The organism is Luteimonas sp. A277, from assembly GCF_054052045.1.
This window is the reverse complement of sequence record NZ_JBSVRG010000002.1, coordinates 222669-248052: the sequence shown is the minus strand read 5'-3', so window position 1 is coordinate 248052 and position 25384 is coordinate 222669. Positions and strand designations below refer to the sequence as shown.

Here is a 25384-nt window from a genome sequence, read left to right as displayed (position 1 = left end):
GGCGGGTACTCGGGTTGTCGATTGAGGTGGGAATCTTACACAGGACGGCGCGCAGGGCGGCGATGCAGCGCTACAGGCGCAGGCCGTCCTGCTTCCGGTGCAGGTTGCGCAGGTGCGCGCCGAGCAGGCCCAGATTGGCTTCGATGCCCTCCAGCGTGGCGCGCCGCTGTGGCGGCAGCCAGCGCCGGGCCTGGTCCCGCAGCTGCAGGCTGCCCTCGCTCAGCCGCTCCATGTGCTCTTGTGCCGCGTGTTCCAGCGCAGCCCGCTCCGCCTGCTGTGGCAGCCCGTAGCCCGACTCGGGAAGCAGTGACGCCGGGCGGGTCAGGAAGTCTTCCAGCTGCAGCAGTTCGTCCAGTGCCGCACGAGTTTCCACGGCCGCTGTCCCGTCAACGCTGGACGGGTTGAGGAAGCGGCGCTTGAGTTCATCCCGGGCCATCAGTTCTTTCCGGCGCAGGGCAGCCTGTTCCAGCAGCAGCAGGGCTGCACCGGCGCGCAGGCTGGTCTGGGTGAGCCAGCCTGCGCGCTCTTCTGGAGCAAGGTCCAGCCAATGCTCAAGATGCTGGTAGGGCAGGCCAAGAGCGTCGCGCGCGGTGTCAAACAGTTCGGCGTAGTGCGCACTCAGCGGCGGGAAGTAGTAGCCCAGACGGGTGGCTTCATCCGCATTTTCAAGTACGGACACATCGAGCATCCCGGCCCGCTCCAGCCGTTTTTGCAGGCCGGTGGGAGTGATGCTGGCCAGATCTTCCGCGGCCAGCCGGGGCACGCCATCGTGGAGCAGCTTGAAGGTTTCGACCGCGCAGTTGTTGCCGATGAAGCGGTAGCGGCCGTCGTAGCTCCAGTGCAGCTGCGCGGCGCGTTGCAACAGGGATGAGACTTCCGGCCGTTCCAGCTGGAGCGGCAATGAGAGCAGTCCGCGCAACTCGGTCCGGGTGTACTCCTCTACGACCTGGTCAAGGGGCAACACGAACAGCCGCGATGGATATGAGCCGGTGAGCCCGCGCCAGTTGGAAATCTGAACGTCGCCCACGAATGCGCGGAATGAGAGCACCAGGTGATGGTCCAGATCCAGCCGGCAATCAGGCCCCGGCGGGCGGTCGGGAGCGCAGACCACCAGTCGCAGCATGCTGTGACCCCAGCGGCTCATCAGGCGCTCGTTGCCCTCGGCCAGCAGGTAGTCGACCTGGTACACCCGGTCCGGATCCAGCTGCAGCAGTGACTGGGCGGCGCCGGTCTCGCCGGGCGCCAGGAAAGGCAGGCCGGGTGCGCAGCGTCCCGTATCCAGCGCGACTTCAAAGTGGTGGGCGAAGTGACCGGCGAGTGCCGGCCGCCGACAGGCGTAGCTGGCGTCGAGCACGAAGTGCTCCAGGTTCACTGCAACGAATTCGGCCGGGCTCTCCAGTTCGTAAGAATCGGGGCTGCGATCGCCGAAAGCATTCCGGCCCAGCCGGGGCAGCAGCCGGAACGGGCGCACCTGCCAGCCGGCGAGGTCAAGCAGGCGGGGATCACGCGACAGCCCGCCGGCGGCGGACCGGTCATGCAGGTGTGCCAATTCATGGATGACTGCCGAAAGCGCGGCGGGGTCGCCATCGCGCATCCAGTCGTCAAGCAGGGTGCGCTGCAGGCGCATGGATTGGCCACGAACGCGCCCGTGCACGTGACTGGGCAGGTCGCTGCGCCACTGCACCCGGATGGGCGATTCCAGCGAGCGCGTCCAGGTTGCAGGCAATCGCGACCAGGCGTCATCGAGCAGGCGTCGGGTGGCCTGGATTTCTTCGGCGCGCAGGCTGGAGGTGTCCAGCTCGAATGGTGTGGGGTCTGCTGACGCAGCGCCTGCCGCGCAGGCAAGCAGGCAGGTGGCAAGCCAGCGCAGCGGGCGCCAGCGGCGCCGCTGGTTCACAACGGCTGGTTCACAGGGCCAGGATGGCCTTTGCCAGGGCCATGTCGCTGGCCTGCAGCACCTGCGGGTCGTCGCTGCGCTCGCGCAGGTGACGCAGGGCGGCCTCCAGATAGGCGCCGCGGACGCGGCCCTCGCTGGCCACGAACCCGGCGGCATCCTCACGCGCCTGCAGCACTACCTTGTCATTGCCTGACGTGGAGCCCGAGGTCGCCCCACTGGACGCTGAAGAGCCGCCGGCCGCGGAGCCCGCGGTGGTGCCGGCGAAGCTGCTGGCCATGGCCGGAGCAGTGGCAAGGACAAGCAGGGTGGAGGTAAGAAACAGTCGCAGCATGATGGTGTCCGGAAGGTGCAATGGGCAGCGGCCGCGCGGGCATCAGCGCAGGCCGGCAGCAAGCCTAACCCATCCTGATTGCAGGGACTTGTGCGGCAGCCTCATCGACCCGATATTCAGTCAGGCCGTGGCACGGTGCTGCGGTGACAGTTTTGTGGAGGTAACGCAATGGCAACCGGATGGGCAGGTGATGGGGCTGTCCAGGATCAGATCGACGCCACGGTGAAGGACGGTATCGATCGTGCCCGCAGCCAGCTCCGCCAGGGTCCGGGGCTGACGCAGTGTGAAGACTGTGAAGCCCCGATCCCCGAGGCGCGCCGCCAGGCGGTGCCAGGGGTGCGGCTGTGCGTGGCCTGCCAGGAGCAGGAAGACGCGCGCGAAGCCCTGGACAGCGGCTACAACCGCCGCGGCAGCAAGGACAGCCAGCTGCGGTAGGTCGGGGCTACGCCCCCGACATCCTGGCTCCGGCCACCGCGCACGTCGGCCACGCAGGGCCGACCTACGAGGCGTCGCGCCAGTTGGGGTTGGCGAAGTACTTGCGGGTTTCGTTCACCACGACGCCAGACAGCAACAGCAGTCCGACCAGGTTGGGCAGGGCCATCAGGCCGTTGGCGATATCGGAGAACGTCCACACCAGCTCCAGCGACAGCACCGCGCCGAAGTACACCACCACCGAGAACACCAGCCGGTAGGGAATCACCCCGCGGCGGCCGACCAGGCGCTCGATGCAGCGTTCGCCGTAGTAGCACCAGCCCAGGATGGTGGTGAACGAGAACACCAGCACCCCGAGCGCAATTGTCACGTTGCCCCAGCCGCCGCCCATTGCCTGCTCCAGCGCCCACGCGGTCATTGGCGCTCCGGCCAGGCCCTCCTGGGTCCAGGCGCCGGTGACGATGATTGCCAGCGCGGTCAGGGTGACCATGATCAGGGTGTCGATGAAGGTCTGGGTCATGGACACCATGGCCTGTCGTACCGGCTGATCGGTGATCGCGGAGGCAGCGGCAATGGCGCCGGTGCCCAGACCCGATTCATTGGAGAAGATGCCGCGCGCCACGCCCATCTGGATCGCCAGGATCACGGCAGAGCCGGCGAAGCCGCCCGCAGCCGCGCTGCCGCTGAACGCATCGGTGAATATCAGCGCGATCGCGGCGGGCAGCTGGTCGGCGAACACCACCAGCACCAGCAGGTTGGCGCCGATGAACATCACGCACATCAGCGGCACCACGCCGGCCGCGACCCGGGCGATGCTCTTGATCCCGCCCAGGATCACCGCCGCGGCGCAGACCGCCATGGCCATGCCGCTCCAGGCTGGCGGGATGTCCCACGTGGCCTGCAGCTGGCCAGCGGCGGTGTTGGCCTGGACCATGTTGCCGATGCCGAATGCGGCGATGGCGCCGAACACCGCGAACGAGATGCCCAAGGCCTTGCCCCAGAAACCGCCAATCCCGTTGGTCAGGTAGTACATCGGGCCGCCGCTCTGTTCACCCTTGGCGTCCAACTGCCGGTACTTCACTCCCAGCAGGCCCTCGGCGTACTTGGTGGCCATGCCGACCAGACCGGTCATCCACATCCAGAACAGCGCGCCCGGGCCGCCGATTCCGATGGCGGTGGCCACGCCGGCAATGTTGCCCACGCCGATGGTCGCCGCCATGGCGGTGGCCAGCGCCTGGTAATGGGAAACGTCACCGGCGCACGCGGCGGATTCCTTGCGCCGCACCAGTGCCAGCCACAGGGCGTGGCCGAGCACGCGGAACTGCAGGCCGCGCAGGCGGATGGTCAGGTACAGGCCGGTCAGCAGCAGCAGCGGGATGAGGAGAAACGGCCCCCAGACGAATGAGCTGATCTGGTCCAGGGTGGCTTGCAGTTGCTCCATCGACGCGGTTCCCCAAGTTTGACTGGCTGCCGGGCGGCTGCCGCAACGGCCTGCACCTTAGCAATGTCGTCGCCGGGGCGACATCCCCCCAATGGCACGGGCGGGGGGATGTCAGGGACATGGCTCAGTGGCCGGCGGCGAAGGCGCCGTAATCCTCGATCGTGTCGTCGACGCTGGCCTCGAACAGCCGGGTGCCGGCTTGAACGCTGGACAGCGACGGATCCGAACCGATGCGCCCATCCGGGAACCTGCGCCGGTAATCGAACGCGTCACCGAATGCCCCCTTGGGCGCAAGCTTGGGTTCCATCTGCATGGGCCGGGCGCGATCGGGGTAGGCATGCCAGGTGAGTGAGATTTCCGACGGTGTTGCATGGCTGCCTTCCGCCTCGCCGAACAGCTCCTGCGACAGCGCGGCCACCCGCCGGCCGGCGAACCAGTTGGCGATCTTCAGCCGCGGGGCTGGGCCGTCCGTGCCGGCGAAGCTGGCTTCGGCATGGAACTGGGCGAAGGCCGCCTGCACGGTGGCCACGTTGCCGCCGTGGCCATTGAGGAAGTAGATCTCGCGGAAGCCATGGCGGGCAAGCGATTGCACCACGTCACGGACTACCGCGATCAGCGTGTCCGGGCGCAGGGAGATCGTGCCGGGGAAGGCCAGGTGGTGCTGGGCCATGCCAATGGAAATGGTCGGTGCCACGAGTGCATCGATGCGTTCGGCCGCGGCCTCCGCCACCACTTCCGGACAGATCGCGTCGGTGCCGATCAGGCCGTTGGGACCGTGCTGCTCGGTGGAGCCGATCGGGACGATGATGCCGGTCGAGCGGGCCAGGCGGGCCTCGACTTCCGGCCAGGTGCAAAGTTGAAGACGCATGTTGAAATCACTGTGGTTCGGGTAATCAATCAGCTTAACGCGGATGGCAGGCCGGGCGCAGCGGCCCTGCAGCTGGACGCGCGGCAACGGTGACGCGGCCCTTGCCGGTGCGTTACGCTGGCCTGCTGGCAGCTGCGCGGTGTGTATCGACGATGGGTGGAAAGGACGGGAAGAGGGCCGGCACTGGCCTGGCCGCGCGCCTGGCGCTCCTGTTCGGTGTCCGCAAGCCCGGCGACCTGCCGCGGCCGTTCGTGCGCAGGCACGGCCGCTATACCTCGCTGCAGTTCAGCCGTTCCCAGACCCAGAGCCGGATGCTCAGTGCAGATCCTGATGCTCTGCTGATCGACTACACCCGGACCATGATGGCGGCCCTGCTGTTGCAGCCGGAGCCGGTCCGCATCGGCATGGTTGGGCTGGGTGGGGGCTCCCAGGCGAAATTCTGCCATCGCCACCTGCCGCAGTCGCGGGTGGAAGTAGTGGAGAACAACCCGGCGGTGATTGCCCTGCGCCGCGAGTTTTCGATTCCCGACGATGACGAGCACCTGCAGGTGCATCTCGGCGATGGCGCCCAGTTCCTGCGCACGCGGCAGGGTTGTTACGACGTTCTGCTGGTGGACGGATACGACGAGCGCGGGATCCCGCAGGCGTTATCCACCCTGGCTTTCTATGAGGACTGTCGCGCCGCACTGGCCCCAGGCGGGGTGATGGCGGTGAACCTGTTCAGTACCGATGCGGCGGGGCATGCGGATCTGCTGGAACAAAGCTTTGGCGACCGCGTGGTGATGCTGGAGGAGCCGAAGATGAGCAACCGGGTGGCGTTCGCGTGGCTCGACGATCTGCGGCCAGGGGAACTGGAGCCGGGCGCTGCGTTGCGACACCTGCCGGACGCTGCCCGCCGCCAGCTTGGCCCCGCGTTCGCGCGCCTGGAGCAGGCGTTGGAGCAGCACTTGGACCAGTAGTAGTCAGCGCCCCGGGCAGGCGGGGTCGCGGCCGGCCCATCGCGCGCAGACGCGGTCGCGGCAGTTGATGCCCTGGACGGTGTTGGCGGCCGGGCAGGACTGCAGGGCCCGCTGGGCACGACTCAGGCGGACGGGCTTTGACTCCGTCTGGGCGGACTGCGGCTGGCCCAGCGAAGCAAGCGCGGCGCTGGTTTCGTTGTAGGTCCGCTCGTTCTCGGTGAGCACCTGGGCGATGAGGTCATCCATCGGGCTGCTCGTGGCAGTGGCAGGGCTGTCCTGTCTGATGATGCCGAGCAGGGTCGAGAGCAGGTCGTTGCCTGATTGGGTGGTGGTCTCGGGGCCGCGTCGGGATGACCGGGCCGAACCAGTGGGTCGCCCTTGCGCGGAGGCGGCACGCGTCGCAACAGCTGGCGCGGCAATCCTGTCGTCAGCAGACGCTGCTTGACCCTGCGGACCGGCCGCCACGCTTCCATCCGTGGCGCTTCTATCCGAGGAGGGCACCTGCAGGCGGCTGAGCGGATTCTGGCGCAACTCCGGATCCGGGATATCAGCGCGCTCATCCACGATCCGCGCCGGCTGCGAGGCGGTCCTGGCGGCTGCATCTTTGCCAGGTGCTTGCACCGCGGGGGTTGCTTGGCCGACAGTTCCTGCCCCGTCGGCCCGCCAGGGGTCAGCCCCGGTGGAACCGGACAGGCGCGCGGCGGCAACAAGGATGAGAGCGATGACAAGGACAGCACCAGCCAGCAGCCATCGCAGACGATGCGTGCCGCCCCGGGGTACGGCGTCGCCGGTGCCTGGTTTGCGATTTTCCATGTCGGCAAGGATCCGGCTGGCGGATCCCTGGTTCGATGCGCTGGCGCTGTTCCCCGCGACCAGACTTGGACGGTTCGATCCTTCGATATTCAAGTGCAATCCCGCTCTTGACCGGCAGGCGCCGGAGAAAGTCCTTTTCCGCATTCTAGCCGTGGCCCCGTGCGCGTCAACGTGGTCGAGCAGACGGGAGCCGCGGGAATGATCCTGGCATGGATCGCGCTGGGGTTCCTTGGCGTGTGCGTGGTGACCTGGCTGCTGGTGTTTCCGGAAGCGGGGGAACGACTGGCAGCGATGGCGGCACGCGCCTGGCGGGCACTGGCGGGAAGGGCTGCTGCCGGAAGCGGCCGGGTCGCGCGCCGGGTAGGCGAATCAGGAAGGGCAGTACGCTCTGGCGGTTCCGGCACGGCAGCGGCGATGCGGCGCCACCGCGTGGTGCTGGTGGTCGCGGCACTGGTGTTGTGCGTGCCGCCGGTGCTGATCCTCGTGCTGCGCCAGCAGGTGGTGCTGGAAGGCTTTGCGGGCGAGGACCTGTCTGTATCGCGATCCACGATTGCCGTGCTGATGCGGGGGGAGCGGCTGGTGCCGCCGCCCGCGCCGCCGCCGGAAGTGTTCACCACCGCCGAAGCGCAGCGGGCAATGCCGGAGATCGCCACCGCCGATCGCCGCTGGGAACGCCTGGATCCGGACCTGCAGCAGCGCGTGTTGGCGATCTACCGGGTGCTGGCCCAGGAGCACGGCATCCGCATGGTGCTGGTGCAGGGCTATCGCAGTCCTGAGCGCCAGGCCGAGCTGTACCGCGAAGGCCGGGTGACCCGGGCCGGCGCATGGCAGAGCTGCCACCAGTACGGCCTGGCCCTGGACAGCGCGCCCATGCGCGACGGAAAGCTGCAGTGGGACATGGGGGATCCGTGGACCAAGCGCGCGTATTTCCTCTATGGCGAACTGGCCGAGGAGGCCGGCCTGGTCTGGGGCGGCAGCTGGAGCTGGGGGGACTTCGGCCACGTGGAGATGCGCCAGGCCTGCCTGGCTGCACGCGAAGCGCGCCGCCGCGCCGGGTGATATCCAGCCCCAAGTCCTGCTATCTTTCCGGACCGGTCGCTGATGGCGGCCGGGAACGGCAAAGATGGATGCCATGGATTGCGCGCTTCGGCGCGACGCAGGGAAAACCGCGGAAGCGGTATGCGCAGGGAGCGGGATGTGAGGGTGTCGGGGATCTTGCGTGTGGGTCTGGTGGTGCTGGCGGTGTTCGCAGCGGCTTGGGCGTGCGCGATCCTGTGGTGGCGTTCCAGCGGTGCCGCGCCCGGCGGCGCTGCGATGTTCGGCTGGCTGGTGCTGGTGCCGCTGGCGGTCCTGGCCACCCTCTGGTTTGCAGTGCGACTGCGCCGCCGCGCGAGGGCAGGCTCCGATGCCGAACCGTCTGTCGAAGCACTGCCGGCAGATGAGGAAACCCTTCCAGACACGCCCCCACTGGGCGTCCTGGCCCAGGCGATCAACCTTCCCTGTGGCGATGATGCCGCCGTGCTGGCTCCGCGACTGGGGGAGCTTCGCCGCCCGGGCCTGCATCCCACACTGCGCGACCGTGATGGTCTGCCCGTGCTGGCGGCTTTCTGCAAGGAGCTGGATACCACGCTGATCGAAGACCAGGTGCGCAGCGGTTCCGATCGGCGCTCGCCGGAAGAACACCTGCGCGCGCTCGCGCTACTTGAGCCGGTGGCCCTGGACCTGTTTGCAGCAGCCCAACGCCTGCTGCCGCCGCTTCCCGAAGTGGAAGAGCGGGTGGTGGCAGGGCTGCGGCGCCGGGTGGAATCCGCACCACGCAACAGCGGCAGCGTGCATGTGCTGGCGCTGCTGCCGCAGGACATGACATCCACCCTGCGCGATGCCAGCGTGGGCTGGTTGCACGGTCTGGCCGCAGATGCCGGGCTGGACCCGCGCCGGAGCACGTTCGAAATAGTCGCCGTGGCGGACGCGGCGGCGGTATGGGAACGGATCCGGTTGTTGCTTGCCGGACAGGCTCCCAACCAGGGCGACTGGCACCTGCTGCTGACTGCGGCCTCGCTGATCGGGGAGCGGGGAGTGCAGGCCCTGGCTGCCGGGGGCGGGCTGGCATCAGGCCGCAATGTCGAAGGCGTGGTGCCCGGGGAAGGCGCGGCGGGCGTGCTGTTGCGCCCGGCCGGTGCCGCGCTGCTGCAGGACAGCGGCGAGACCGGAATTGAACTGCTTGCCCTGCGAAAGCAGGCGGCCGCGGGGGGGGGGACCCCGCGCCAGGCCGCGAATGCCACCGCCCGGCTGCTGCAGGAATTGCTGGATTCGGCCGCGCTCCCCGCAGAGTCGGTCGCCATGGTGCTCACCGATGCCGACCAGCGGCCAAGCCGCTCGGTGGAGGCCGCCGTGGCTGCAGCCAGCGCGTGTCCCGAACTTGATCCCGCAGTCCAATGTCCGGCGCTGGGCAATGCCAGCGGCTACCTGGGCCATGCAGGGCCGCTGGCGCTGCTTGCCCTCGCTGCCGCCGCCGCCCGTAAGGCTGATGCCCCGGTGCTGGCGCTGTCGGTGGAACCCGCGCATATGCGCTACGCGGCGCTGCTTGGCAGCGCTGCCGTAGCCAATGAACCCCTGTCCAGTGATGCCGGCCCCAAGCCGGACCCTGCCGCCTGATACGGAAGTTGCCGCCGATGTTCTCGATGTTCTACAGACTCAGGTACTACCTCACCGACTACCGCGTGCTGGCGGTGGCCGGGATCGTTTCCGCCGCCGCGCTGATGTATTTCGGCAGCGATGGGCTCGCGACCTTGGGCGTGTGGGTGGTTGCCCTGATCGTGCTCGTCGCTCTGGTCTGGGCATTGCTGTGGATCGTGCGCAGGGTCCAGGGCCGGCGGGCGGCCGGCAAACTTGATGACATGGTCGAGGAAGAGACCGGCCGTGCCGTCGCTGCCGCGGCGCCTGCCGCGCGTGCCGATACCGAGGCGCTGCGCGAACGCATGCTGGAGGCGGTCAAGGCGATCAAGTCATCGCGCATCGGCGTGCTCAAGGGCAAAGCCGCCCTGTACGAGCTGCCCTGGTACGTGATCATCGGCAACCCGGCGGCCGGCAAGAGTTCGGCCATCCTCAATTCCGGGCTCAAGTTCCCGTTCGAGGACAATCGCAGCAACGTCATCCAGGGCATTGGCGGCACCCGCAACTGCGACTGGTACTTCACCACCGAGGGCATCGTGCTCGACACCGCCGGCCGCTACTCGGTCAGCGTCGAGGACCGGCTGGAGTGGTTGACCTTCCTGGACCTGCTGAAGAAGAACCGGCCGCGTGCGCCGGTCAACGGCATCATCATTGCGGCCAGCATCGCCGAACTGTCGGGCAGCAAGCCGGAGTTCGCCATCGAACTGGCCAAGAACCTGCGCCAGCGGGTGCAGGAGGTCACCGAGCGGCTGGAAGTGTTCGCACCGGTGTACGTGGTGTTCACCAAGGCCGACCTGATCGCCGGTTTCACCGAGTTCTTCCGCGGGCTGGATCCGGCCGAGCGCGAGAACGTCTGGGGTGCGACGCTGCCGTTCGAGCCAGGTGCGGCAACCGACGCGCTGGCAAGCTTCGACAAGCACTTTGATGAACTGGCCGAGGGGCTGCGCGAGATGAGCCTGGCGCAGATGGCCATGGCGCGCGGGCGGGAGGTGTCGCCCGGCCTGCTGACCCTGCCGCTGGAGTTCACCGGTATCAAGCCGGCGCTGCGCACCTTCATCGCGACCCTGTTCGAGGACAACCCCTACCAGTACCAGCCGGTGTTCCGCGGCTTCTACTTCACCAGCGCGCTGCAGGAAGGCCATTCGGTGCACTACGCCTCCGAGCGGGTGGGGCGCGAGTTCAGCCTGCAGGCCAAGCCCGGACGGGAGGCGAGCGAACCTGCCGGGCAGACCGCGCACTTCCTCAAGGACCTGTTCCGCAAGGTGGTCTTTGCCGACCGCGACCTGGTGCGCCAGTACTCCAGTCCGCACAGGACGCGGCTGCGCTATGCGGTGTTCCTGGGTGCGGTGGCCGCGCTGGCGCTGGTGGTCGGCCTGTGGACCTGGTCCTACACCACCAACCGCCAACTGGTGGCCAATGCCACCCGCGACCTGGAGCAGGCAGTGAGGCTGCAGGACGAACGGGTGGACCTGGAATCGCGGATCGACGCGCTGCTGTTGCTGCAGGACCGGTTGGAACAGCTGTCCCGCCACCGCCAGCAACGGGGAGTCGTTGCGCGCCTGGGCCTGTACCAGCGTGACCGGATCGAGACCAAGCTCCAGCACGAGTATTTCAATGGCATGCGTCAGGTGATGCTGGCGCCGACCAATGCCCGCCTGGAAGCCTATCTTGGACAGGTGGTGGCGCATGGGGCAGACCTTTCCCAGGCCGGCCCCGGTGACGATGAGCGCGGCCAGGGGCTGTATCAGGAGCCGTCCCCGACCGACGCGGATGATGCCTACAACGCGCTCAAGACCTACCTGATGCTGGGCAACAGCGAGCGCGTGGAGCAGGCCCACCTTGCGCACCAGCTGACCCGTTTCTGGCGCGGATGGCTGGAAGCCAACCGCGGGCAGATGTCGCGCGAGGACGTGGCCCGCGCCGCTGAGCGGCTGATGAGTTTCCACGTGGCCCGTGCCGATGCACCGGGCTGGCCGCAGATCGACGGCAAGGTGTCACTGGTCTCCGATGCCCGTGCCGCCCTGACCCAGGCTACCCGTGGTGAGCCGGCCATCAGCCGGGTGTATGCACAGGTCAAGGCGCGCGCGGCCACGCGCTTCCCGACGGTGACGGTCAATACCCTGATCGGTGAGGAAGCCAACAACGACATCATTACCGGCAGCTATGCCATTTCCGGCGCCTTCACCCGCAAGGCCTGGGAGGACTACATCCAAGGGGCGATCAACGAGGCTGCCAATACCGAGTTGAGCACCACCGACTGGGTGCTGGACACGACCGAGCGCAGCGACCTGTCGCTGGCGGGCAGTCCCGAGCATATCGCCCGCGAAATGGTGGCCCTGTACAAGCAGGAATACGCGCAGGAATGGCAGAAGTTCCTGCAGGGCGTGGGCATGTCGGGTTTCGCCAACTTCGATGCGGCCATTGCGCGGATGAATGCGATCGGCGATCCGCGCAGCTCGCCGCTGCGGGCGCTGCTTGAGACGGTCAACGAACAGACCATCTGGGACAACCCGGGTGCCATGCGCTCCCAGGGCGGGAAGGAGGGCGGCTTCGTGGCCTGGTTCCAGCGGGTGATCCTGCGCCGATCGCCCTCACCCGGCGCCCAGACCGGCCCGGATGGCGAGTCGGGGCCGGCGCCCATGGGGCCAATCGGCAAGGCGTTCGAAGGCTTCGCCCGGCTGGTTGCGCCGCGTGACGGCAACGCGCCGCTGATCGACAACTACTTCCAGACCCTGGGCGGTCTGCGTAGCAGGCTCAATGCCATCCAGACCGAAGGTGAGCCGGGGCCGGGCGCGGCCCGGCTGATGCGCGACACGCTCAGCAATGAAGGCTCCGAACTGAACACCGCGCTGGCGCTGGTGGATGAGCAGCTGCTGTCGGGGCTGGACGAGGCCCAGCGTGCGGCGCTGCGCAGCCTGTTGCTGCGGCCGCTGACCGAGACCTTCGCAGCCCTGGTGCCAGTGACGGAAGCGGAGATCAACCGCATCTGGGCTGCGCAGGTGCATGAGCCATACAGCACCGGTATCGGGCGTCGCTACCCGTTTGACCAGAACGCCGATGTCGATGCGGCGGCGGCGGATATCGCCCGTATTTTTGGTCCGTCGGGCGCAGTGGCTGAATTCAACCGGGATGCGCTGGGCTCGCTGGTGATCCAGCGTGGGAACCTGCTCGAGCCGCGCCGGTGGGCAGGGCTTGGTGTTGCTCTGGCGCCGCAGCTGGTGGCCGGCTACGGCGACTGGGTCAGCGGCCAGGCGGCAGGGGCCGAGGGGCAGGAGATCACCGTCTTCCAGATCCGGCCCGAGCCGGCAACGGGGGCGATCGAGTACACCCTGGTGATCGATGGCCAGAGCCTGCGTTATCGCAACACGCCGCCGGTGTGGGAAAGCTTCCAGTGGCCCAATCCAGGCGCGATACCGGGCGCGAAGATCACCGCGGTGACCAGTGACGGGCGCACCGTGGACGTGGTGGATGCCCCGGGGGCCAACGGTTTCGCCAGGATGATGCAGCTGGCCCAGGTGCAGCAGCGTGAGGACAGCAGCACGTTGACCTGGAACGTGCAGAACGTGTCGGTCACGGTTGATATGCGCACCCAGGGGCACTCGGGCGGCGGTGGGGACTGGCAGGGGGGGCTGCGCCTGCCCGCGGTTGTGGTGGGGCAGCAGGCGGCGGTGTCGTCAGTGGCAGGGGAAGGGACGCAGGAAGCGGAGGACGGGGCATGACGCAGACGATGACGGCGGAGGTCGGCTATTTCGGCAAGGTACCCGCGCGAGGGGACTTCGTGCGGGCGGCGGGCAACCACCAGCTCATGGCGCTGCTGGACCGCTGGGCGGGCGGCGGGATCGAATTGCTGAGCCGCAATCCGGACTGGAAGCGGCTGTATGACGGAGCGGCCCCGGTGCATTTTGCGTTCCTGGGCTCGCGCAGCCGGCTGGTGGTCTGTGGTCACCTGCGGCCCAGCCGGGATGCTTCGGAGCGGCGTTTCCCGCTGCTTTCGGCCATCCGCATGGAGGTGGCCAACCCGCTCGGGTTCATCGGCCGCAGCCCGATGGCCCTGAACCGGGTATGGAGCGGGCTGTCGCGGCTGTCGCAGGAGGCAGCCACGGCGGAAGATCCGTCCGCGCCGCTGCAGGCGCTGGGTGAAGCCCGCTATGAGCTGAGCCCTGATCCGGCTGCCTATGCGGCCCCTTTCAACGACTTCCTGGAAACGCAAACCATCGGTTCGCTGCAGCAACTGCTGCGCGAATCAGGTCATCCCCAGCTGCAGCTGCGCCATGCGATGCCGGCGCTGGGCCTGTTGCTGCAGCCGGTGTTGACCGGAGGCGGGGTCAGCATCGACAAGGGCCTGGAACTTCCCTTGCCCCGGGATCCGCTGTACCAGCCGCTGGTAGCGGCGTTCTGGCTGGATATCGTTTCCGGATTCGTGTCGCGCGGGGACTTTGAACTGGCGGTGCTGATCAGCGCCGCCGCAGCGCCGCGGATGGTGCTCGGGTTCAACGGCGCCGACCACGAATCACTGCGCGCGCTGATTGATCCGCAGGCAGCCGGGGAACACCTGATAAGGATCGACGCGGCCGACTGGGTGGAGGACCAGCTTGCAGCCGATTACGCGCTCAACAAGCTGGCCAGCTACGTGGATCGCGATGATCTGTCCCTGAAGGCCGCCCGTGCGGTCTTCGGCGAAACCTTCCTGGGAGCCTGAACCATGCGAGTTCCAATCCTTGCCGCGCTCCTGCTGACCGCTTTCGCGGCGACCGCGCAGGAGGACCAGCAACCGGTTGTTGCCGAGGGCGTGGTGCCCGACCAGACCACCAAGGCGCAAATCCTGGACCAGCTGCGTGAGGTCTATGGCCGGGACCGGGTGGTTGACCGGATTCAGGTGGAATCGATTCCGACTCCACCCAACTGGGGCAGCTACGTGGCCGGCATGATCACGCCGGGCCTGCAGCGCATCTCGACCGGCCAGCTGGACATCAACGGCCAGAGCGTGCGGGTCAGCGGGCAAGTGGTGAACGAGGCGCAGCGCCAGCAGGTGGCCAGCGAGTTGAGCCTGGCCAGCAACAGCACCTACACGGTCACCAATGCGCTGCAGACCGGCGGCTCCGGCCAGGGGCTTCTGGATGCGACCCTGGGTGATCGCATCATCGAGTTTGAAAGTGGCAGCGCGCGGTTGACCCAGCTGGGCGAGGACATCCTCGCTGAAATGGCCGCCAGCATGATCGAGATCGGTGATGCCCGGGTGCAGGTGGTGGGCCATACCGACGACGTGGGTAATCGTCAGGCGAACCTGGCGCTCAGCCATGCCAGGGCCGAATCGGTACGTGACCACCTGGAGTCGCTGGGCGTGCCGCGCGCGAACCTGGCGGTGCTGGGCAAGGGACCGGACGAGCCGGTGGCCGACAACGACACCGACGACGGCCGCGCGCGCAACCGCCGCATCCAGTTCCAGATCCTGTAACGCACAATCCGGAGACTGTAGGAGCGCGCCATGCGCGCGAAGCCGCGTGAATCCTGGTCCAGCACGATGCTTCGGGCGCCACCAAACGTGAGGGGCCGGCGGGGCTGCCCTGGGCGGGACTGTCGGCGCCATGGACGGCGCCGACAAGCCCCCATGGATGGGTTTACGGCGGGTCTCGCCCAGGGCAGCCCCGCCGGCCCGCCTGTGAAAGCCCCGGCGACGCCCGCGAAACCTGACGTCACGCGGCTTCGCGCGCATGGCGCGCTCCTACAGGCCGGTGAGGAATTCGCGGACGGGTGGGCCGAAGCGGTCGAAATCGACCAGGAAGGCATCGTGTCCCTGCGGCGACTCCAGCGGCACGAAGGTTGAAGTGGCGCCGCCGGCACGCAGGCCGTCGGCGATCTGGCGCTGCTGCTGGATCGGAAACAGGATGTCGGTGTGCACGCCGATCGTCATCGCCTTCTCCACCCGGATGGAGGCGAGCCCGGCGTCGATGTCACCGCCGGCACAGTCGCCGATGTCGTACCAGTCCATGCACCGGCTCAGGTAGAGGTAGCTGTTGGGATCGAAGTGGCGCACAAACTTGCGCGCATGGGCCTCCAGGTAGCTTTCCACCTGGAACTCCATGCCGAACGGATCCTCGTCATCGCGCCGGTCGGACTCCAGCCGCACCCGGCCAAAGCGTCCATCCCATTCCAGCGCCGAGCGGTAGGTGATCACTCCCAGCTTGCGGGCCATGCGCATGCCTGCTTCCGGATAGCGTTCATCATCGAAGTCGCCGCCGTTCCAGTTCGGATCCAGGCGGATCGCTTCGCGTTGCAGTGAGCGGATGGCGATCGAGAACGGCAGCGCCTGTGCCGCGCCGGAGATGTTCACATGGCTCCGGGTCATGCCGGGGTAGCGCTGCAGGAACGCCAGCCCGCACATGCCGCCCATCGAATTTCCCACCACGCAGGCCAGCCTGCCGATGTCCAGCGCACGCACCAGGTGGGCGGCCGAATCGGCGATGTCCTCAACCGAAAGTTCGGGAAAACGCAGCCCCCACGGCCGTCCGTCGTCAGGATGGGGCGAGGCGGGGCCGCTGGAGCCCTTGCAGCTGCCCAGCGGGTTGATGCACACCACGAACCAGCGGTCCGTATCGATGGGTCGGCCGGGGCCAACCATCTCTTCCCACCAGCCGGGCTCCGGGTTGTCCGGATTGGCGGCGGCGTGGGCGTTGGGTGAGAGGCCGGGAAGGATCAGCACGGCATTGCTGCGGTCCGGGTCCAGCCGGCCCCAGGTTTCGTAGGCGAGCCGTCCGTCGCGCAGCTCGCCGCCGCGTTTCATCGGGAAGGATTCGGGAAGGGCCAGAAAGCGGGTGCCCTGGGGGATGAATTCGGTCATGGCCGCCAGTTTAACGTTGGCGGCAACCGGCCGTAACCGTCCGTGGGCGCAGAGCGCCTCAGTCGAGTGCGCCCAGCACCAGTTCCACCGGACCGTCCGCGGGGAGCTTGATCCGTACCGGTGTCGAGGTGATATCGCCCTCCTGGGCAGACGCGGTGCCGGTGCTGGAAATGCGTGCCACCAGTTCCACTTCCTCTACCGTCGACAGGGCCTGGGTAGGCATTACCGCGTCGCTGTCGTCGAGGGTCAGCTCCAGCGGCAGGTCGCGCACCAGCCGGCGCTGGGCGGCGACCGGCATGGGCGATCCGCCCGGCACCCGTGCGGCCACGAACACCACTGCGTCGGGATCCAGCCGCACCATGGCAGCGAACTCGGGGTCAACCGTAACCCGCACCCGGACCGCGTTGGGCGACGACGGAGCGTCGGCCGCCTGCGGGATATCGGCAAGCGGCTCCATGCCGGCATCGCCGCGCGCCGCGTTGATCTGTTGCAGCAGGCCGGCGGCAGCCTGGGGCCCAAGTACCGTCAGCAGCGGCTCCCATGTTTCCGCCGCAAGAGCATCTTCGCCGGCCTGACGCTGGGCGATGCCAAGAAACAGCCGCGCGCGCTGGTAGGACGGATCAATCTGCAACGCCCGCTCCAGCAGCGCCCTGGCCTCCGCAGTGAAACCACCCGCCGCTTCCACGGAGGCAATTGCCTCGGCGTGCTCGGTCAGGATGCCGGGGTTTTCCGGATCCAGGCGCGCGGCGCGGCCGAGCGCATCGCGGGCATCTTCGTAGCGTCCCATCTCGGCGTAGGCCCGGCCAAGCAGGCGCCAGCCTTCGCCCTGCAGCGGGTCACGCTCCAGGTCCGCCTCGAGCAGGGCAACCGCTTCTTCCATGGTGGTCGGCGCCTGGCGCTGCCCCGGGTCGAGTCCGTCCGGGGTGCCCACCAGCAGGTACAGGCCGGTGGCAAGCAATGGAACCGACAGCGCGACGGCGATTGCCGTGCGCCGGGATTGACCGCGCAGTGGCCCGGCCAGAACCATGGCCGCGGCTACTGCAAGCAGCGCCGAAAGAATGATGAAAGCAACCATTACCACTCCTGTCCGTCATCGACCGGCACTTCTTCGCCGGCCACGGCGCTGCTGCGCTTGCGCACGGTGCGCACCACCACCACCGCGCCGGCCAGCAGCAGCACGCCGGGGCCAAACCACAGCAGCCAGGTATTGGCCGACACGCGCGGCCGGTACAGCACGAACTCGCCGTAGCGGGCCACCAGGAAATCCCGGACCTCGTTGTCATTCATGCCCTGGCGCATCAATGAGAGCACCTCGCGGCGCAGGTCATGGGCGATCTGGGCATTGGAATCGGCCAGCGACTGGTTCTGGCACATCACGCAGCGAAGCTCCACCACCAGCTGGCGGAAGCGGTCTTCCTCGGCCGCGTCGCGGAACTCGAGCGGGGTCGGGTCCTGGGCCGCCTGGGCCAGGACGGTCGTGGGGATAAATGCCAACAGCAATGCGAGCAGCAGGGTTCTCATCCGCCTTCCACCTCATCCAGCGCCGGCAGCAGGCCGGTGCGCAGGCTTTCTTCGGTCAGCGGGCCCACGTGCTTCCAGCGCACGATGCCGTCGGCGTCGACCAGGAATGTCTCCGGTGCGCCGTAGATGCCCCAGTCGATGGCGTAGCGGCCTTCGTAATCGGTCACCACCAGCCAGTACGGATTGCCGAACTGCTCCAGCCAGCGCAGGGCGTCATCCGGCTCGTCCTTCCAGTTGTAGCCCACCAGACGCACGCGCCGTGTTTCGGCGAAGTCGGTGAGCACCGGATGCTCGTCGCGGCAGCCCGGGCACCAGCTGCCCCAGACATTGAGCACGTAAGGCGCGCCGCGCAGGTCCTCTGCAGTGACCAGGTAGTCCGGCGCATGCAGTACCGGCAGTTCGAACTCCGGCGCGGGGCGGTTGATCAGCGGCGAGGGCAGCGCGTCACGATCCGGGTCGCGGCTGAGCCAGACGCCCGCGGCAAGCAGGGCGGCAATCAGGCCGAACACGACCAGCGGCAGCCAGCGTGACCGGGGGGCGGCAGCACTCATTCGGCGGCCCTCCGCCCGGTCTGCCCAGTCCCTGCTCGCGGGGACTGCCTGCGACGGAAGCGGCGATCGGCTGCGGTTACGAACCCGCCCAGCGCCATCAGCGCGGCACCGGCCCAGATCCAGCGCACGAACGGCTTGATGTGCACGCGCACGGCCCAGGCGCCGTCGCCCAGCGGCTCGCCCATGGCGGCGTAGACATCGCCGAAGAAGCCGGTGTGGATCGCGGCTTCGGTCATGACCTGGCCGCCGCTGGCGAAGTGCCGTTTCTCGGGCGTCAGCAGTTTGATCTCGCGGCCGTCGCGCAGCAGCATCACCCTGCCACGGTCGGCGATGTAGTTGGGCCCCTGCACGCGCTCCACGCCATCGAAGCGGAATTCCATCCCGTCCACTTCAACCACTTGGCCGGGCTGCATGGCCATTTCCCGCTCGGCGTCCAGCGCGCTCACCATCAGCGCGCCCACCACGAACAGGGCCACGCCGAAGTGGGCCAGGCTCATGCCCCACATTTCCAGTGACATGCGTCCGCTGGCCGAGCGCAGCCGCGACCACACGAAGCGCAGGGTCCCGAAACCGACCCAGAGGCCTCCGCCTATCGCGGCGGCGATCTTCCACGGCGCCTGCGGCGCGAGGAAGAAGGCGATCGCTCCGCCCACCAGCGCCAGCACGAACCACGGCGCCAGCATCCGCAGCGGCTTGCCTGGCTCTTCGCGCTGCCAGCGGGTCAGCGGCCCGAACGGCAACAGCAGCACCAGGGGCGCCATGAGGATGACGAACAGCAGGCCGAAATAGGGTGGGCCAACCGAGATTTTGCCCATGTCCAGCGCATCGGCCAGCAGCGGGTACAGCGTGCCCAGCAGCACCATCGCGGTGGCCGCCACCAGCAGCAGGTTGTTGAGCAGCAGCAGGGTCTCGCGCGAAGCAGCGGCAAATGGTCGCCCGGCTTCGTTGTCCGGCGAGCGCAGGGCATACAGCAGCAGCGACGCGCCCACGGTGATGCCCAGGAACAGCAGGATGAACAGCCCGCGTTCCGGATCGGCGGCAAAACTGTGCACGCTGGTCAGCACGCCTGAGCGCACCAGGAACGCGCCCAGCAGGGACAGCGAGAACGTGGCGATGGCCAGCAGCAGGGTCCAGCCGTGGAAGCTGCCGCGCTTTTCGGTGACCGCCTGTGAATGGATCAGCGCCGCGCCGGCCAGCCACGGCATGAAGCTGGCGTTCTCCACCGGATCCCAGAACCACCAGCCGCCCCAGCCCAGCTCCGCATAGGCCCACCACGAGCCAAGCGCGATGCCGATGGTCAGGAACGACCAGGCCACGTTGGTCCACGGCCTGCTCCAGCGCAGCCAGCGGGCATCCACCTTGCCGTCCAGCAGGGCGGCGATGGCGAACGCAAACGGCACGATGAAGCCCGCGTAGCCCACGTACAGCATGGGTGGATGCACGATCATGCCCGGATCCTGCAGCAGCGGATTCAGATCGCGCCCTTCCAGCGCGGCGGGCAGCAGCCGGTCAAAGGGATTGCTGGTGAAGATCGTGAAGGCGAGGAAGCCCAGCGCGACCGCGCCCATTACTCCAAGCACGCGTGCGCTGACTTGCGGCGGCAGTGACTGCGACCAGCGCGCCACCGCAGCGTTCCACAGGGCAATGATCAGCACCCACAGCAGCAGCGAGCCCTCATGCCCACCCCACACCGCGGTGATGCGGTAGATCATGGGCAGCAGCGTGTTGGAGTTTTCGGCCACATAGCGCACCGAAAAATCCTGGCTGATGAACGCCCAGGTCAACAGCGCATAGGCAATGCCGATCAGCGCCAGCTGCAGCCAGGCTGCGGGACGGGCCACCGCCATCCACGAATGCAGTCCACGCTGGGCGCCTGCCAGCGGCAGCACTGCCTGGATGACGGCCGCCACCAGGGCCAGGAGCAGCGCAATCTGGCCGAGTTCAGGCAGCATCGGGCTTGCCTCCGTTATTGGCAATCAGGGGAGTGCAGGGGGTCGGAATCACTTGCGGATGGCCTCGTCGGCGGGCGTCTCCACCCCATGTTTTTCGTGAGCCAGGCCCATTTTGTCCGCCACTTCCTTCGGCACGTAGGTTTCGTCATGCCGGGCCAGGACCTGCTCGGCAACGAAGGTGTCGCCCTGCATCTGGCCGGTGGCGATCACCGCCTGGTCCTCGCGGAACAGGTCGGGCAGGATCCCGGTGTAGACCACGGGCAGCTGGGCATCGCCGTCGGTGACCATGAAGTGGGAGTCGATTGAGCCGGATTCACGGTTGAAGGAGCCGGCGGCGACCATGCCGCCGAGGCGGAAGCGCGCCTGGCCGGAGGCCACTGCCTCACCGGCGCGGCCGTCCAGCACTTCGGCCGGGGTGTAGAGGTAGGCCACGTTGCGCTGCAGGGCCATCGCCACCAGAGCGGTGGCCACGGCGGCGGCGGCCACCAGCGCCAGGACAAACCAGAGGCGTCTGCGTCGGATCGGATTCATTGGGGATCACTCTCCATTTTTGCTGCGGCCGCGCGCCGGGCCGCCAGCAGGCGGGCCGCGCGCAGGAACTGCCGCGTGCGGATGCGCGGGGCCACGAAGTCCCACAGCAGCACCGCGGTGAATACCAGGTAGGAAGCAAGCACGTAGCCGGCGTAGGTCATGACTTGGCCCCGGTCAGGCGGCGGACCCAGTCCTTGCCAGCTTCGCGATACAGGTTGTCGGCGCGGGCACGGGCCAGCAGCGAGCCAACGAACCAGAATTTGGTGCCGATCACCATCCACACCAGCGGCGGCATCATGCTCGGATCCATGCTGGACTCGCCGAACACGCGGATGGTCTGGCCCTGGTGCAGGGAGTTCCACCACACCACCGAGTAGCGGATCACCGGTAGCAGCGCCACGCCGACAATGGCCAGCAGCGAGGCCACCCGGGCGGCCGCGCGGCGGTCGTCGATGGCGTGGTACAGGCCGATCACGCCCAGATACATGAACAGCAGGATCAGCTGGGTGGTCAGGCGCGGATCCCAGTCCCACCAAGTGCCCCACATGGGCTTGCCCCAGATGCTGCCGGTCGCCAGGGTGATGAAGGTGAAGGCCGCACCGATCGGTGCGCAGGCCATGGCCAGGATCTCGCACAGCTTGATCCGCCAGATCAGGGCAATGGCCGCGTACAGCGCCATCAGGGCATAGATCAGCAGGCTCATCCAGGCCGCCGGCACGTGGATATACAGGATGCGGAAACTGTCGCCCTGCTGGTAGTCGGGCGGCACCGAAAACAGCGCCAGGTACACGCCCACGCCCATGATCAGCACCCCCAGCCCGTAGCACCACGGCGCCCAGCGGGCTGCGAAGCGGTCGAAGTAGGGGGGCGAACCGAGTTTGTGGAACCAGAGGAGGGCGGGATTCATTCTTGGCTGCTACCTGCCGCGTGCGCGGGCGGCGAAGGGTTTCGCTGATGGGAAGTCATGTCAATTGAGCGCAATCCGGATCGCGGTGGCGGCGGTCACCGGGGCAAGTACCAGTGCCAGCACCAGGCCGGCACCGAGCATCAGCAGGCCGCCGACCGGGTCCAGGCCCTGCGCGGCCAGTGCGACGCTGCCTGCGCCGAACACCAGCACCGGTACGTACAGAGGCAGGGCCAGCAGCGCCAACAGGATACCGGACCGGCGCATGCCGACGGTTAACGCCGCCACCACCGCGCCGATCAGGCTGAGCAGCGGCGTGCCCAGTGCCAGCCCCGCCAGCATGGCCGGAAGCTGTTCGCGCGGCAGCTGCAGCAGCTCGGCCAGCAGCGGCGTGGCCACCAGCAGGGGCAGGGCGGTGGTGGCCCAGTGCAACACGGTGCGCACCAGCACCAGCCAGGCCAGCGGCACCGGCGCCAGCATCCACTGCTCCAGCGAGCCGTCCTCGGCATCGCCGCGGAACAGGGTGTCCAGGGCCAGCAGGCCCGACAGCAACACGGCCACCCACAGCACCGCGGCGGCCACGCGCGCCAGCAGTTCGGCATCCCCGCCCAGGGCCAGCGAAAACAGCACCACCACCAGCACCGCGAACAGCGCCGGCTGCAGGGCATCGCCACGTCGGCGCCAGAGCAGGCGCAGATCGCGGACGGCCAGCGCCGAGGCTGCCTGCAGCAATCCGGGCCGGGTCATGGCGCAGGCACCGGTTCGACCTGGCCGCCGAGCAGAAGTTCACGCGTGCGGACCGGGGGCGCGGCATAGGCACCATGGGTGGTGACCAGCGCGGCGCCGCCGTTGCGCAAATGCGCCTGCACCAGCCGGTTCACCAGCTCGATCCCGCCCAGATCGAGGTTGGCGTAGGGCTCGTCCAGCAGCCACAGCGCCGCTGGCGACAGCCACAGCCGGGCCAGCGAGAGGCGTTTTTTCTGGCCTGCGGACAGTTGCCGCACGGGGGTGTCTTCGTAGCCGGCCAGGCCGACCATGGCCAGCGCCGCCTCGGGCGCCTGGCCGCGGCGGCGACCGTGCAGGCCACACAGGAAATCCAGGTTTTCCAGCACGCTGAGATCGGCCTTCAAGCCGGGAAGGTGGCCCAGGTAGGCCATGATCCGCGAGCGCAGCTGAGCGCGGGTGGGCTCGCCGTCGATCTCGACCGTGCCTTCGTCGGCGCGCAGCAAACCGGCCAGCACGCGTAGCAGGGTGGTCTTGCCGGAACCATTTCCACCGCGCACCAGCAGGGCCTCGCCGCCCTCGACCGCGAAGTCGAGCGGGCCGAACACCGGATTGTCGTTGCGCGTGAAGCGCAGGCCGCGCGCGCTGAGCATGGGCGTGGCGAGCTGGGGGTCGTACATCCAGTTCCTGGCGTGCCGGCAGGGGGCCGGCTGAACACAGGCGCTATTGTATCCAGTCGAGGTGCGGCTGCGGCCCGATTCGCCCGCGTTCACATGCCTGGAACGCGCCCGGGACAGGTGCGACAGGGGGCAGGGAGGGCATGGCCGCGGCGCCACGGGGCGGCTTACACTCGGGCGCCGCGTCGGACGGGTGGATTCCCTGGATGCAGATGGGTAAGGACGACAGATGATTCCCGAAAGCAAGCTGCCCCGCGTTGGTACCACCATTTTCACCGTCATGTCGCAGCTGGCGGCGCGCCACGCTGCGGTCAACCTGGGGCAGGGGTTCCCTGACTTTGCGGTGCCGCAGCGGCTGGTGGACGCCCTGGCCCGGGCCATGCGCGACGGCCACAACCAGTACGCGCCGATGACCGGGGTGCCGGCGCTGTGCGAGGCGATCGCAGCCAAGGTGCAGCGCGTATACGGGGTGCAGGTGGATCCGCAGGGCGAGGTCACGGTGACCAGCGGCGCCACCGAGGCGATCTTCAACGCGGTGCACGCGGTGGTGCGGGCGGGCGAGGAGGTGATCGTGCTTGATCCGGCCTACGACTGCTACGAGCCGGCGATCGAGCTGGCCGGCGCGCGCGCCGTGCACGTGCCGCTGGATCCGCGTACGTTCGCGCCGGACTGGGAACGGATCCGTGCCGCCGTGACGCCGCAGACGCGGATGCTGATCATCAACTCCCCGCACAATCCGTCCGGGGCGATGTTGACGCCGGATGATCTGGAGGAGCTGGAAAGGCTGCTGGAGGGCACCGGCATTTGGCTGCTGTCGGATGAGGTGTACGAGCACATCGTGTTCGATGGTGTCCGGCACGAAACGGTGCTTCGCCACCCTACCCTGCGCGAGCGCGCGTTCGTGGTGTCCAGCTTCGGCAAGACCTACCACTGCACGGGCTGGAAGGTGGGCTACTGCATCGCGCCCCCGGCACTGTCTGCCGAGCTGCGCAAGGTGCATCAGTACAACGTGTTCTGCACTTTCGGCCCGGCGCAGCATGCATTCGCCGAAATGCTGCGCGAGGAGCCGGAACATGATGAACAACTGGGTGCGTTCTATCAGGCCAAACGTGACCGCTTCCGCGAGCAGCTGCTGGAAACCCGACTGGTTCCGCTGCCGGTACCGGGCGGGTACTTCCAGCTGGTGGACTATTCCGCGGTCAGCGATCTGGATGACGCAGCTTTCTGTCGCTGGCTGACCACCGAACACGGCGTGGCGGCGATCCCGCTGTCGCCGTTCTACGAAACCCCGCCCGTCGGCCAGCGCCTTGCGCGGCTGTGTTTCGCCAAGAACCAGGAGACCCTGGATGCGGCGATCGAGCGTCTTAAGCGACTGTGACTTGACCGGGGCGGAGGCGTCGTGGCCCCGCCCCGACCGGAGCGATGACCCGACCGTCGGGCCCGTGTGGCGTACGGACGGGGTAGGATTGGGGCATGAACAATCTGCGTATTTCCCTGGTCCAGGGTGAGACCCGCTGGCACGATCCAGCCGGCAACCGTGACTACTACGGCGAGATGATCTCCTCGCTCAAGGGCATCACCGACTTGGTGATCCTGCCGGAAACATTCACCAGCGGCTTCTCCAACGATGCCATCGAAAATGCGGAAACCATGGACGGCCCCACCGTGGCCTGGATGCGCGACCATGCCGCCGCGATTGATGCCGCAGTGACGGGCAGCATCCAGATCCGGGACGGCGCGGACGTCTTCAACCGGATGTTCTGGGCCACCCCCGACGGCAAGGTGCAGCATTACGACAAACGGCATCTGTTCCGGTATGCCGGAGAACACGAGCGCTATGCACCCGGACGCGACCGGCTCACCGTGGAGTGGAAGGGCTGGCGGATCTGCCCGCTGGTCTGCTACGACCTGCGCTTCCCGGTGTTTGCCCGCAACCGCTATGACGTGGAGCGCCCCGAAGCACTGGATTTCGATCTGCAGATTTTTGTCGCCAATTGGCCGGCCGCGCGCGCGCATGCATGGAAAACCCTGCTGCGGGCGAGGGCGATCGAGAACCTGTGCTACGTGGCCGGGCTCAACCGCGTTGGCACCGATGGCAACGGCATCGATTACTCCGGCGACAGCGCGGTGATCGACTTTGTCGGTGATGCCGCCAGCGAGTGCGGTGAGAACGAAGTGGTGAGTACCACCACGCTGCTGGCGGCCGAACTGGCGTCGCATCGTGAGCGTTTCCCGGCAATGCTTGACGGCGACCGGTTCGAGCTGCGCTGACG

The 25384-nt window shown here is 67.9% G+C and carries 24 protein-coding genes; 9 read left to right on the top strand and 15 right to left on the bottom strand.

The features are described 5' to 3' along the window. Positions 1-70: 70 nt before the first annotated feature. Both ACW7G2_RS03225 and ACW7G2_RS03220 read right to left on the bottom strand, forming a co-directional pair. Positions 71-1897 (bottom strand): DUF7844 domain-containing protein, encoded by a 1827-nt coding sequence (locus ACW7G2_RS03225; protein ID WP_456972647.1) that lies wholly within the window; start codon positions 1895-1897, stop codon positions 71-73. Positions 1898-1907: 10 nt separating this feature from the next. Continuing rightward, positions 1908-2228 carry a DUF2388 domain-containing protein gene (locus ACW7G2_RS03220; RefSeq protein ID WP_456972645.1) on the bottom strand — a complete coding sequence of 107 codons (321 nt, stop codon included), beginning with the start codon at positions 2226-2228 and terminating at the stop codon, positions 1908-1910. A gap of 168 nt (positions 2229-2396) precedes the next feature. Between ACW7G2_RS03220 and ACW7G2_RS03215 the strand changes: the two genes are divergently transcribed. Next, a complete protein-coding gene (locus tag ACW7G2_RS03215) occupies positions 2397-2663 on the top strand; it encodes a DksA/TraR family C4-type zinc finger protein (RefSeq protein ID WP_456972643.1) in 267 nt (88 codons plus the stop codon). Positions 2664-2727: 64 nt separating this feature from the next. Here ACW7G2_RS03215 and ACW7G2_RS03210 read toward each other — a convergent pair whose 3' ends face one another. Together ACW7G2_RS03210 and ACW7G2_RS03205 are read right to left on the bottom strand one after the other, a co-directional pair. Further along, positions 2728-4101, bottom strand: coding sequence for an alanine/glycine:cation symporter family protein (locus ACW7G2_RS03210; RefSeq protein WP_456972641.1), 1374 nt, complete (start codon positions 4099-4101; stop codon positions 2728-2730). Positions 4102-4225: 124 nt separating this feature from the next. Further along, on the bottom strand, positions 4226-4969 hold the full coding sequence (locus ACW7G2_RS03205; RefSeq protein WP_456972639.1) for a creatininase family protein: 744 nt from the start codon (positions 4967-4969) through the stop codon (positions 4226-4228). A gap of 152 nt (positions 4970-5121) precedes the next feature. Between ACW7G2_RS03205 and ACW7G2_RS03200 the strand changes: the two genes are divergently transcribed. Then, complete coding sequence (locus tag ACW7G2_RS03200; protein WP_456972637.1) at positions 5122-5928, top strand: fused MFS/spermidine synthase; 807 nt, start codon at positions 5122-5124, stop codon at positions 5926-5928. A gap of 3 nt (positions 5929-5931) precedes the next feature. Here the strand turns inward: ACW7G2_RS03200 and ACW7G2_RS03195 are convergent, their stop codons facing one another. After that, positions 5932-6492: a hypothetical protein gene (locus tag ACW7G2_RS03195; RefSeq protein WP_456972635.1), complete on the bottom strand. Its 561-nt coding sequence runs from the start codon at positions 6490-6492 to the stop codon at positions 5932-5934. Positions 6493-6939: 447 nt separating this feature from the next. Here ACW7G2_RS03195 and ACW7G2_RS03190 point away from each other — a divergent pair, with 447 nt between their 5' ends. The 5 genes from ACW7G2_RS03190 (at position 6940) to ACW7G2_RS03170 (ending at position 14869) form a co-directional block, all read left to right on the top strand. After that, on the top strand, positions 6940-7800 hold the full coding sequence (locus ACW7G2_RS03190) for a M15 family metallopeptidase (RefSeq protein WP_456972633.1): 861 nt from the start codon (positions 6940-6942) through the stop codon (positions 7798-7800). A 144-nt stretch (positions 7801-7944) separates the two neighbouring features. Next, entirely contained in the window at positions 7945-9396 is a 1452-nt protein-coding gene (locus tag ACW7G2_RS03185; protein ID WP_456972631.1) for a hypothetical protein, read from the top strand. A 26-nt stretch (positions 9397-9422) separates the two neighbouring features. Continuing rightward, complete coding sequence (gene tssM / locus ACW7G2_RS03180; protein WP_456972629.1) at positions 9423-13133, top strand: type VI secretion system membrane subunit TssM; 3711 nt, start codon at positions 9423-9425, stop codon at positions 13131-13133. Beyond that, positions 13130-14113: a type VI secretion system-associated protein TagF gene (tagF, locus tag ACW7G2_RS03175; RefSeq protein WP_456972627.1), complete on the top strand. Its 984-nt coding sequence runs from the start codon at positions 13130-13132 to the stop codon at positions 14111-14113. Before tssM ends, tagF begins: the two co-directional genes overlap by 4 nt. Before the next feature lie 3 nt (positions 14114-14116). Beyond that, complete coding sequence (locus ACW7G2_RS03170; RefSeq protein ID WP_456972625.1) at positions 14117-14869, top strand: OmpA family protein; 753 nt, start codon at positions 14117-14119, stop codon at positions 14867-14869. 267 nt (positions 14870-15136) lie between these two features. Here the strand turns inward: ACW7G2_RS03170 and metX are convergent, their stop codons facing one another. From metX to ccmA, 10 genes are read right to left on the bottom strand one after another with little or no spacing between them, the layout of a single operon-like run. Next, positions 15137-16252 carry a homoserine O-acetyltransferase MetX gene (gene metX, locus ACW7G2_RS03165; RefSeq protein WP_456972623.1) on the bottom strand — a complete coding sequence of 372 codons (1116 nt, stop codon included), beginning with the start codon at positions 16250-16252 and terminating at the stop codon, positions 15137-15139. Positions 16253-16310: 58 nt separating this feature from the next. Then, complete coding sequence (locus ACW7G2_RS03160) at positions 16311-17327, bottom strand: tetratricopeptide repeat protein (RefSeq protein ID WP_456972621.1); 1017 nt, start codon at positions 17325-17327, stop codon at positions 16311-16313. Further along, positions 17327-17773: a cytochrome c-type biogenesis protein gene (locus ACW7G2_RS03155; protein ID WP_456972619.1), complete on the bottom strand. Its 447-nt coding sequence runs from the start codon at positions 17771-17773 to the stop codon at positions 17327-17329. The genes ACW7G2_RS03160 and ACW7G2_RS03155 overlap by 1 nt, the downstream gene beginning before the upstream one ends. Further along, the gene (locus ACW7G2_RS03150) at positions 17770-18324 is read right to left on the bottom strand and encodes a DsbE family thiol:disulfide interchange protein (protein ID WP_456972617.1); all 555 of its coding nucleotides are present in this window, start codon (positions 18322-18324) and stop codon (positions 17770-17772) included. Before ACW7G2_RS03150 ends, ACW7G2_RS03155 begins: the two co-directional genes overlap by 4 nt. Further along, positions 18321-20276 (bottom strand): heme lyase CcmF/NrfE family subunit, encoded by a 1956-nt coding sequence (locus ACW7G2_RS03145; RefSeq protein WP_456972615.1) that lies wholly within the window; start codon positions 20274-20276, stop codon positions 18321-18323. Before ACW7G2_RS03145 ends, ACW7G2_RS03150 begins: the two co-directional genes overlap by 4 nt. 48 nt (positions 20277-20324) lie before the next feature. Then, positions 20325-20807, bottom strand: coding sequence for a cytochrome c maturation protein CcmE (gene ccmE / locus ACW7G2_RS03140; protein ID WP_456972613.1), 483 nt, complete (start codon positions 20805-20807; stop codon positions 20325-20327). Beyond that, positions 20804-20968 (bottom strand): heme exporter protein CcmD, encoded by a 165-nt coding sequence (gene ccmD / locus ACW7G2_RS03135; protein WP_456972611.1) that lies wholly within the window; start codon positions 20966-20968, stop codon positions 20804-20806. Before ccmD ends, ccmE begins: the two co-directional genes overlap by 4 nt. Beyond that, entirely contained in the window at positions 20965-21714 is a 750-nt protein-coding gene (locus tag ACW7G2_RS03130; protein WP_456972609.1) for a heme ABC transporter permease, read from the bottom strand. The genes ccmD and ACW7G2_RS03130 overlap by 4 nt, the downstream gene beginning before the upstream one ends. 60 nt (positions 21715-21774) lie before the next feature. Further along, positions 21775-22458 carry a heme exporter protein CcmB gene (gene ccmB, locus ACW7G2_RS03125; RefSeq protein ID WP_456972607.1) on the bottom strand — a complete coding sequence of 228 codons (684 nt, stop codon included), beginning with the start codon at positions 22456-22458 and terminating at the stop codon, positions 21775-21777. Next, on the bottom strand, positions 22455-23114 hold the full coding sequence (gene ccmA, locus ACW7G2_RS03120; protein ID WP_456972605.1) for a heme ABC exporter ATP-binding protein CcmA: 660 nt from the start codon (positions 23112-23114) through the stop codon (positions 22455-22457). Before ccmA ends, ccmB begins: the two co-directional genes overlap by 4 nt. 226 nt (positions 23115-23340) lie before the next feature. Between ccmA and ACW7G2_RS03115 the strand changes: the two genes are divergently transcribed. After that, the gene (locus ACW7G2_RS03115; protein WP_456972603.1) at positions 23341-24489 is read left to right on the top strand and encodes a pyridoxal phosphate-dependent aminotransferase; all 1149 of its coding nucleotides are present in this window, start codon (positions 23341-23343) and stop codon (positions 24487-24489) included. Between the two features lie 95 nt (positions 24490-24584). Further along, positions 24585-25382: an amidohydrolase gene (locus ACW7G2_RS03110; protein WP_456972601.1), complete on the top strand. Its 798-nt coding sequence runs from the start codon at positions 24585-24587 to the stop codon at positions 25380-25382. The last annotated feature ends 2 nt before the right edge of the window (positions 25383-25384 follow it).